Below are 9636 nucleotides of genomic sequence, written 5' to 3'. Positions count from 1 at the left end.
GGCCGTCCCACCAGACCTGCCCGAGCACCCGGACTACCCCCGCATCCTCGCCGTCTTCAACGGTGCGACCGGACCGCTACGGGCCCGGGATGTCTGCGAAGCCCTCGATCACGAACTGCTGCCGAAGAACATCGAGGGCACCCGCGCCAAGCTGAAACGCCTGGTCAAGCTCGGCATCATCACCGAGATCGACACGGGCAGCTTCGCCAGGAAGCAATAGCCGACCAAGCCCCGCGACCACCAGCCCTGCCCCAACCTCACCAGGAAACGGACATCAGATCACGAACCGCCCTCTTAGAACGTCGGCCCGCTGCCGTTGGTGACTCATGCCGCCGGCCGGTTGCGGTGGGCTACTCGGTACGCGGCAGGAGAGACGCCGAGTTGGCGGCGGAAGTGGCCACGCAGCGCGACCGGGGAACGGAATCCACCGCGGACCGCGATCTCGTCCACGGAGAAGTCCGTGGTCTCCAGCATCCGCTGCGCTGCGAGCACCCGCTGGGTGATGATCCATTGTAGTGGTGCCTTGCCGGTGAGCTCCCTGAAGTGGCGCTCGAAGCTGCGTCGGGACATCTGCGCGCGCGAGGCAAGCGTCTCCACATCGAACTGCGCTTGCAGGTGTTCCAGTGCCCAGTTCACAGCTTCTCCAGCGCGGTCGAACTCCGCCCGGGAGAACGAGTCGGGCTGGGCGGCGTCCTCGCGGGTGCCTGCAGGTGCTGGGGGCAGGCCGCCGTATTGGTGGTGCCGGTCGCGCCACTCTGGGAGAAGTTGCTGTAGTTCGCTTGGGTGGAACTCCTTATCGGTCACGGGCCGCGGGAGTTCCTTTAGGTAGGCCGCGAACTCGGTGGCCGACGGGTACCGCTGTTGGGCGGTGCAGTACGCGTGGAAGTGCTGGTACAGCGCTTCACGCAGGGTGGCCGCTCTGCCGGCGCCGGGAGGCGGGAGGGCGACGGCGGTGCTCGGTTCCCAGGCTTCGGGATTGGGTTGCCTCCGAGTGGGGTGCATGGCGGGGTGCAGGAGCTGGCTGCGGGATCGCTCGCCCAGGCGGGTCAGCAGGTAGAGCTTGGCGCGGCCACGGCGGGTGACAGTGACCAGGTTCAGTGTTCGCATCTCCCGCAGCCGGACGCCCGCGGTGCTGGGCGCCATACCGGCGCGGCGGGCGACCTCCGCCGTACTGCGGGGGTCGCTGGCGTCCAGGGCCTGCAGGATCGGCAGCGGCTTGGGATGGATGCGCTGCAGCCACGCGTGGTGCTCCGCAGTAAGGCGGGTGGCGTGGGCGGCCGGCGTCGCGCTCTCCTCCTCCTGCTCACTGCGCGAGGCACGGAAGTACGCCGCCTCCCACGGACCGTGTCCTTCTGCTGGCACCTCACAACCGACGAGGAAGGCCCTCAGCTGCTCGTCGCTGCCTGGCACGGTCAGCTTCCGCAGGATGCGGTGGGCGGTGCTACGCGGCAGCTGGCCGTGCGCGCCGGCCCTGCGGGCCATCAGCCCGGGCGCAGGGGCGCCTGCCTTCTCCCACAGAGCATGCAGCGCCATGCTCAGCTCGTGCTGGGACACGATCAGGTCGGGCTTCGGGGCGACGGTACAGCCATGGACGGCCTTGTACTGCTCGTAACGGGCGCGCCGCCAGCGGGTCCGGGCCTGCTCATCCGGCGCCCCGCAGGCGCGGGCATACGCCAGCACGGTGTCCAGCGGCGGGATCGTCTCCCCCGAGGCGGCCCGGGTCAGGGTGGTGGGATGCGCCCCGGCCCGGGCCGCCATATCGCGGTAGGTCAGCTCCGACCGGTCGCGTTGTTCACGCAGCCATTCGGCGAGCTCGCGCAGTGCGGGACTCGTCGTGGTGATCGGCTTCTCCCGGCGTCCCATGGATTGCCCCGGTCAGGTAGCGGGCGCGGACAGCATCGAGAGCAGCGCTGCCCTGATTTCCTGGCCGCGACTGGTCACGGCCAGTACGCCGGCGGCGACCAGTCCTGCGCCGCCCAGCAGCGGCAGAACCAGGCCGGTGGGTCGGTCGGCCAAGGTGAGCGTCGCGGCGCAGAGCACGATCACGATGATGACGGCGGCCTCCGGGCCGCCCAGGCGCCGCTTGGCGGGCGCGCCGTCGTCGATGCATTCGGCGGGGAGCGGTTCGGTCACCGCGACCTCCTGGGAAGAAGGGTCCGGCGGCCGCCGGACCTGCTACAGGGTTCCTGCGCCGTCGGGCGGTTGCCGCCGCACCGCGGGCGCGTTCCCAGCAGGATGCCATTTGGGCGAACAATTCCCGCCGCCCTGCCCGGAGTTGTTGCGCTGACGTCTCACATACGCGCATCAGCGAGGCGGCCAGCGGTCCTGGCCGGATACCGAGCATGAGCTTCTGACCAGCGACGACGGGGCCTGTGGTTGGCGATTTAGGGTTGGGGGATCGCCCCAAACTCTCAGGATTGCTGCACGCGTGGACCATTTGCGATTGCCGGGGTCAGAAGCGGGCTGCGACCATCCGGTACCAGTGCACTCCTGACTGCTACAGGGTTCCGACCGATGCTTTCTCAGGAGAGTGTTCGGCGGTGTCGCGTTGCCGCGCTACACCGCCTGGAGCCGGTGCCGAACTGCGGCACCGGCTCCTCGTACGTGCAACACCGCCGCGGACGCCACCGGAAGATGCCGCGGACGCTCTCCACTCTGGTCCATTCGTCGGTTACGACCGTGCCGCTGCGTCGGACGCGCAGCTCCCCCTCGTAGGTCGCCGACGCCGCCACTGCCCTATCCGCTGTGGCGCGCTACAGCGGGTCGGGACCGTAATGCGCGCAGCGCCGCCGCTTGGATACGCGCCGGCGGCGCAGCTGCTCCGCGGTGAACAGCTGTGGCAGTGAGGGCTAGTTGAGGTGTCGGGCGCGGGTGAAGTCGTCCCGGCTGCCTCGATCTCCTCTTCCAGCTGCTCGCGCCGTACTTCCATGTTCGTCAGTGTCTGGCAGTCCCACCGGTGGAGTCGGCTCGCCTGCGGACGGTACGCGTACGGATGGCCCGCATCGACCTGCTGCTACCAGCGGGCGATGTCCTCCTGGACGTGACGGCGCACGTCGCGGATGCGGGAGCTGATCTCGTGGCAAGAGGACCGACTCTGTTTCGCTGACCAGCCGACCGAGCACCGGTGGCTCCGAGATCAGCCGGCCGCAGTTCGTGCGTCTCTGTCAGCTGCTGGCCGATAGCACCGTCGGCGTTGTCGATGATCTAGACCTTGAATCTTGCGGCATAGAGGGTGGAAAGCAGGGGGACCAGCCCGCGGACTCCGCGGTCATGCTCTGCCCTCAGCTTGACTCTGTCGGGGATCTTGGAATTGTCGAGGTCAGGTGCCCAGGGTGCGCCAGGACTTCGGCCGGGGGATCTCGTGCTGGTCGAGGTAGGTCTGGAAAGCGGTCGGTCGGCGTGGCCGGGGTGCTCCCTCGGTCGGTGGGAGGCCGCTGAGGCGCTCGATGTTGATGGCGATGGCGGTCAGGACGTGCTGGGTGTGGGCCTTTCTCTGTCCTCGGTAGCGGCAGCGTCGCATGCCGTGGCCGTGGGCGAACTCGTTGACCGTGCCCTCCACGCCGGAGCGGACCGCGTAGCGGGTCTTCCACTCGGGAGTCTGTTGCTCGGTGCGGACGCGGAGTTGCAGGTCGCGGAGTTCTCGCGGGGGAAAGCCGACGGTGCGGGTGCTTTCGCGGGAGGTGGTGCACCGGGTGCGGGCCGGGCAGGGGTGGCACTGGCTTTTGGTGAACCTGGCCACGATCAGCGGCGCCGCGGTGGGTGAGGAGGTCGGGTAGGGGCCGTGCCAGCCCTGGCTGACCTGCCCCTGGGGGCAGGTGACCTGCCGGCGGTCGTAGTCGATGTGGAAGTCGTCCCGGGCGAAGCCCTCGCCTCGGCGGTGTTGCCGGGTGGGATTGCCCCGGAGCGGCCCGGAGACGGTGACCTGGTGATCACGTGCGGCTTGTTCCAGGTGGGGCAGGGAGGTGTAGCCGCTGTCGACCAGGTGCTCGGCGGGCAGCAGGCCGCGGCGGTGCAGGCGGGTGTGGATGCCGGGCAGGACCTTGCTGTCGTGGGTGGTGGATGCGGTGGTGGCCACGTCCGTGATCACGTTGGGGCCGTCGGGAGCACACGTCTCCGTCAGATGGGCGGAGAACCCCTTCCAGCTGATGATGTGCCCGTGGCGGGCATAGCGGGCCGAGGTGTCGTACGGGGAGACGATCGCCCGGGACGAGGGCGGCAGCCCGGGCCCGTCTTCCGTCTCGGCGGTGCGCCAGCGCAGGTGTCCTGCGCAGTCGCGGTGGTAGTTCTGCACCACGATCTGGCGCAGGGCCTCGGCACGAGGACCGGACGCGCGGTCCGCTCCGTGCCGGTAGAGGTGTTCCAGGAACCGGACGGCGTCGTTGCCGGTGGCGAGGATCCTGGTCTTGGGCTTGGTGGGGTTCTTGCCCAGGCGGGCCGGACGGCCGTAACGGCTACCCCATTCCTCGTCGACCAGCTCGTCCAGCAGGTGCGGGGAGGTGCCGGCGACTTCTTCCAGCGCGGCGCGGACCGCCTCGGTGACCATCTCCAGCCGGGTCAGGTCGCGCACCGCGGCCAGGACGTGGGTGGAGTCGGTGCGCTGGGTGGTGCGCTCGCGCACCAGACCGGCCTCCTTCAGGCGGGCCAGCGCGAGGTCGAGGAGGCGGTCGGCGCGGTCGCCCTGGGCGAGGCGCTCGCGGAAGTCGGCCAGCACACTGTGGTGGAAGCCGGGATCGTCCAGCTCCATGGCCAGCGTACTTGAAATCGATGCGGCAGCGGACCGCCTCGGCCGCCTGCCGGTCCGACAGACCGAGCAAGAACTGCAGCACACACACGGTGGCCAGCTGGGCGGGCGAGAGACCCGGACGGCCGTCACGCGGGTACCAGCCGGCGAAGTCCTCGTCGTGCCACAGCCCGTCCAGCCGATCCCGCACCCATATCGCCGTCGTGCCGTCCGGATTGCTCGCCCGCGCGATCTGCGCGGTCAGAGAAGGGACTTGCTCACCGGAACGAGGGCGGAGAGACAACGAGCACCTCGACAACTGCATCGGCCTGCGGAACAGCCCCGAGCATGCCCGTTGATCACACCGTCCCACCGGGAAACACCAAGATCCCCGACAGAGTCAAGCTCAGAAGCCGTATCGCAACCGATCTTGGAGCGTGTGGATCGAACGGAGTTCCTGGTCGGGTGGTCTTCCGGCGGTAGGTGCATGAAGGCAGGGCCTCCTGGTAGCCCGGGGGTGCGATCCCATTCCGAGCGGTTCCCGGAGGCCCTGTTGTCGTTGTTGTACGCGCCCGAGCCCGTCGCCTTCAACTTGCCCGCGGTGTCGTGCGATTGTCTCGCGCACGTGTACGGCAACGCGGCCGATCACCCGGACCGAGTGCGCCGGTATCCGTCGGACATGGTGGACGCGGAGTGGGCCGAGATCCGCCCTTTGCTGCCGGTGCCGGCCTGGCTGCAGGGCAGGGGTGGGCAGCCCGAGGGCTACTGCCACCGCCAGATGCTGGACGCGATCCGTTACCTGGTCGCGGGCGGGATCTCGTGGCGGGCGATGCCCGCGGACTTCCCCGCATGGGGCCGGGTCTACGCCTTCTTCCGCCGCTGGCGCGAGCACGGGCTGATCGCCGAGTTCCATGACCGGCTGCGCGGGAAGGTCCGTCAACGCGAGGGCCGCGAGGCCGAGCCCACCGCCGGGATCATCGACGCCCAGTCGGTCCGGGCTGCCGCGACGGTGCCCGCCGCCTCACGCGGCTACGACGGCGGAAAGAAGGTGCCCGGCCGCAAGCGGCACATCGTGACCGACACCCTCGGTCTGCTCCTGGTCGTCTGCGTCACCGCCGCGAACATCGGCGACCGGGACGCCGCCGTGGGTGTGCTGACCCGGCTGCGGCACCTGCACCGCGACCTCACCCTCGTCTGGGCCGACGACGGCTACACCGGCGGCCTCGTCGGCTGGTGCCGGGACAGACTCGCCCTGGCCCTGGAGATCGTCAAGCGCACTGACGACATGACAGGGTTCGTGGTGCTCCCCAGACGCTGGGTGGCAGTGCGCACGTTCGCGTGGCTGATGAACTCCCGCCGTCTGGCCCGGGACTACGAAACCCTGCCTGCCTCCAGCGAGGCGATGATCCGGTGGTCGATGGTCACGCGGATAGGACGACGTCTGGCCCGGCCACGGGCCGCCGGCCAGCACTGAACATCCCCGATGCCTCCAGGAGGAGCCACCCGCGTTCTGCCAGTCGCCTGGCCTTCGAGCGCACCCCCTCAACCTTCGCCGGTGTCGTGGCAAGGCCCAGCTCCACCGCGATTTCCCTGGCCTTCACCGGCCCCTTGCCCGCGGACCGCCGCTCCTCCAACACGCCCACAATCCGCTGGTAATCAGGCGCGAGCACGGTCCCCGGCAGCCCGTCCCGCTAAGGCGGCACCACCGACCCCGGCACCGGCGAGGGCACCGTTACCTGCTCCGCCTCGGTCACGGCGGCCATCTCGGCGGCGGACACGGCCAGGGCCTCGACCAGCTCCTCCCGCGCGATCACCCGCCGGTCCAGCTCGATCTCCGCTGCCTCCAACACCTCAGCCAACCGCGCGGCCTCCTCCCGCAGCCCCTCCACCCTCACCCGGGCAGCCGCCTCCCGCTCCTCCAGCATTCCCAGCACCGACGCCACCGCGCACCCCTCGGCCATGAAGCGGACACAAGACGCCGCATCCCTCCCTCACGCCGAGCGAAACCATGCCTGACCAGCAGAGATCAATGGATCACATTCCGTTGAGATACAGCTTCTTATGGCTGTCAGCTGCGCGCTGCTGGGCTGAAGACACGCGTCTTCGTATGGCGCGGCCAAACGCAAGATCGAGTGGCACTCGGGCCAGCAGCGGGCCAGCTAACGATCTCTGCGACTGTCCGGTGTGCGGACGCTAATGAGAACTCAGCAGGAAACCGCAGGTCGAAACGATCCCTCTGAGAGGTCTCTGAGTGGGGCGGGTGGGACTCGAACCCACGGCCGACGGATTATGAGTCTGCGGGCAGCACCGTCCGCCCGAAAGCGGCCGACCCCGGCTCTCTTCTGCTCTCAACACTCGCGTTCTCCACCGCCTCGACCAAGATCAACGGAAAGCGGTGCGCGCTCTCCGTACAGGGCTCAGCAACCTGGAGGGCAAGCTCACTCGCCCGTCCGGAATGCTGTCTACCCAGCTCAACGAGGCATTTGAAGCAAGATCAACGAGCGTCAAACGAGCGTCAAGATACCTCGGAGAGCGTCATTTCAGCGTCAAGATATCGCCCATACCGCACACAACGCACATCATGCGCATCACGAAAACCGCAGGTCAGGCAGCCTTTTCGGCCCTCACAAGCACTGCCACGCACTCCATGTGGTGGGTCATCGGGAAGAGGTCGAACGCGCGGGTCCACTTGGGGGTGTAGCCCGCCGTGGCGAAGTAGGAGAGGTCGCGGGCCAGTGCTGCCGGGTCGCAGGCGACGTAGGCGATGCGGCGGGGGTGGAGGGCGGTGATCTGGGTGACGACCTGGCGGCCGGCGCCGGTGCGGGGTGGGTCCAGGACGACGAGGTCCGCCTCGGTGATGCCCGTGCGGGGGAGGACGCGGTCGACCTTGCCCTGCTCGATACGGACGCGGTCCAGGTCGGCGAGGTTGTGGCGGGCGTCGGCGGCGGCGCGCTTGCCCGACTCGATGCCGAGGACCGCGCCCTTGGGGCCGACGCGTTCGGCGAGGGCGCCGGCGAAGAGGCCGACGCCGCAGTAGAGGTCGAGGGCCATATCGCCCTTCTTCGGCATCAGGCCCGTCATCACGGTGTCGACGAGCAGGTCCGCGCCCCGGGGGTGGACCTGCCAGAAGCCGCCCGCGCCGACGCGCCACGTGCGGCCCGCGGCGCGTTCGCGGACGAAGTCGCGGCCGTGGACGCGGTGGATGGCGGCCGGGGCACCGGTGGTGCGGGAGGGCTCGGCGCGGAGTACGGAGACGGGGCGGTCCAGTTCGACCAGGGGCAGCCGGCCGCCGGGGCGGGGGGTGAGGACGACCTGGCGGTCGCCGGAGCCGGTGGCGGCGATGGCCTCCACCGTGGCCAGTTGCGGCCACTCCCGCGCCTCCACGCCCAGTTCCTCGACCTCCGGGGCGGCGATCAGGCAGCGGTCGACGGGCTGTACCTCGTGCGATCGGTGCTTGCGCAGGCCCGCCCGGTCGTCGTCGCCGATCGCGAACTGCACCCGGGTGCGCCACGCCGGCACGTCGCCCTTCGGCACCTTGTCCCCCGGCACCGGTTCCACCGTGCCGTCCCACCCTGCGTCCTCGGCGGTGAGCCCCGCGAGCCGGCTGAGCTGCTCGGCGAGCACCTCGGCCTTCAGGCGCCGCTGTGCGCCCGGGGCGACGTGCTGGAAGTCGCAGCCCCCGCACCTGCCGGGGCCGGAGAAGGGGCACGGCGCCTCGATGCGGTCCTTCGCCGGCGTCAGCACCCGCACCGCGTCCGCGCGCAGGAACCGTGCGCCGGCGTGCCCCTCGGTGACGCGGGCGACGACCCGTTCGCCGGGCAGCGTGTGGCGTACGAAGAGCACCTGGCCCTCCGCCGTACGGGCGACACAGTGCCCCCCGTGCGCCACCGGGCCGACCTCGACTTCGTACTCCTCCCCCGCCGCGCTCGGGGACGTGGCGGGCGCCTGCTTTTCTTCGGGCACGGGGCGGACTCCTGGGGAGGGGGTGGGTTCGGCGCTTCGGCCGCGCGCCAGTCTAGGCGGCCCGGAGTCCCGTACCGTACGGGCCGTCACCCCTCGGCCCTGGGGGCCGGCCGGCGCCACCCGGGGTGCCTGCGGGCCCGCGGGGTGTGTAGCTTGAACGGAAAAGCCGGATGAGGCGGAGGGACGCCGCGTGCACATCGTGATCATGGGGTGCGGCCGGGTGGGCTCCACCCTGGCGCGCACGCTGGAGCAGCAGGGGCACACGGTGTCGGTGATCGACCGCGATCCTACTGCCTTCCGCCGCCTCGGCCCCGGATTCGGCGGGCGCCGCATCACCGGCATCGGCTTCGACCAGGACACGTTGATGGACGCCGGCATCGAGGAGGCCGGGGCCTTCGCCGCGGTCAGCTCCGGCGACAACTCGAACATCATCGCCGCGCGGGTCGCCCGCGAGATGTTCGGCGTCGAGAACGTCGCCGCCCGGATCTACGATCCCCGCCGCGCCGAGGTCTACCAGCGCCTGGGCATCCCCACCGTCGCCACCGTCCGCTGGACCGCGGACCAGATGCTGCGCCGGCTGCTGCCCTCGGGCGCCGAGCCGTTGTGGCGGGACCCGAGCGGCCGGGTGGAGCTGGCCGAGGTGCACACCTCGGCGGCCTGGATCGGGCACCGGGTGGCGGAGCTGCAGGAGGAGACGGGCGTACGGGTCGCCTTCCTCACCCGGCAGGGCGAGGCCGTGCTGCCCACCGCCAAGACGGTGCTGCAGGACGGCGACCTGGTGCATGTGATCATGCGCACCGACGAGGTGGAGCAGGTGGAGGCGGCCTGCGCGAAGGGCCCCGACGCGGAGGACCGGCGGTGAGCGACGCACCACGCCCGCACACCACGGACCTACCGCACGCACGCCGCGCGGGCGGAGAAGCGAACGGAGCAGCACAGTGAGCGACGCACGC

6 protein-coding genes and 4 pseudogenes are annotated in these 9636 nt (G+C 70.2%); 3 read left to right on the top strand and 7 right to left on the bottom strand.

All coding sequences use genetic code 11. From position 1 onward, the window contains the following. Positions 1–220 (top strand): annotated as a pseudogene (locus tag I003_RS0128125) (hypothetical protein); the annotation flags it as partial. 116 nt (positions 221–336) lie between these two features. Here the strand turns inward: I003_RS0128125 and I003_RS37140 are convergent. From I003_RS37140 to I003_RS37130, 5 genes and pseudogenes are all read right to left on the bottom strand, one after another. Next, positions 337–723: pseudogene (locus tag I003_RS37140) on the bottom strand (helix-turn-helix domain-containing protein); the annotation flags it as partial. A 924-nt stretch (positions 724–1647) separates the two neighbouring features. Beyond that, positions 1648–1863 (bottom strand): annotated as a pseudogene (locus I003_RS37135) (helix-turn-helix domain-containing protein); the annotation flags it as partial. Positions 1864–1875: 12 nt separating this feature from the next. Next, positions 1876–2133, bottom strand: a complete 258-nt coding sequence (locus I003_RS33545) for a hypothetical protein (protein ID WP_051368569.1) — start codon at positions 2131–2133, stop codon at positions 1876–1878. Between the two features lie 1186 nt (positions 2134–3319). Further along, positions 3320–4744, bottom strand: a complete 1425-nt coding sequence (locus I003_RS33540; RefSeq protein WP_486584434.1) for a transposase — start codon at positions 4742–4744, stop codon at positions 3320–3322. 64 nt (positions 4745–4808) lie between these two features. Then, positions 4809–5045: pseudogene (locus tag I003_RS37130) on the bottom strand (IS1182 family transposase); the annotation flags it as partial. 354 nt (positions 5046–5399) lie between these two features. Here I003_RS37130 and I003_RS0128105 point away from each other — a divergent pair. After that, entirely contained in the window at positions 5400–6194 is a 795-nt protein-coding gene (locus I003_RS0128105) for an IS5 family transposase (RefSeq protein ID WP_027774532.1), read from the top strand. A 217-nt stretch (positions 6195–6411) separates the two neighbouring features. Here I003_RS0128105 and I003_RS37125 read toward each other — a convergent pair whose 3' ends face one another. Then, complete coding sequence (locus I003_RS37125) at positions 6412–6681, bottom strand: hypothetical protein (protein ID WP_486584433.1); 270 nt, start codon at positions 6679–6681, stop codon at positions 6412–6414. 643 nt (positions 6682–7324) lie between these two features. Continuing rightward, positions 7325–8683, bottom strand: a complete 1359-nt coding sequence (locus I003_RS0128095) for a TRAM domain-containing protein (RefSeq protein ID WP_027774531.1) — start codon at positions 8681–8683, stop codon at positions 7325–7327. A 190-nt stretch (positions 8684–8873) separates the two neighbouring features. Here I003_RS0128095 and I003_RS0128090 point away from each other — a divergent pair, with 190 nt between their 5' ends. Beyond that, entirely contained in the window at positions 8874–9545 is a 672-nt protein-coding gene (locus tag I003_RS0128090; RefSeq protein WP_027774530.1) for a potassium channel family protein, read from the top strand. Positions 9546–9636: the final 91 nt, after the last annotated feature.

The organism is Streptomyces sp. CNQ329 (genome assembly GCF_000482585.1).
This window is presented reverse-complemented; position numbering and strand designations above follow the sequence as displayed.

Bases quoted from the DNA above. Each gene is read 5' to 3' on its own strand.
- I003_RS0128105 (WP_027774532.1), top strand. From the start codon at position 5,400: ATGGTGGACGCGGAGTGGGCCGAGATCCGCCCTTTGCTGCCGGTGCCG.
- I003_RS37125 (WP_486584433.1), bottom strand. From the start codon at position 6,681: ATGGCCGAGGGGTGCGCGGTGGCGTCGGTGCTGGGAATGCTGGAGGAG.
- I003_RS33540 (WP_486584434.1), bottom strand. From the start codon at position 4,744: ATGGAGCTGGACGATCCCGGCTTCCACCACAGTGTGCTGGCCGACTTC.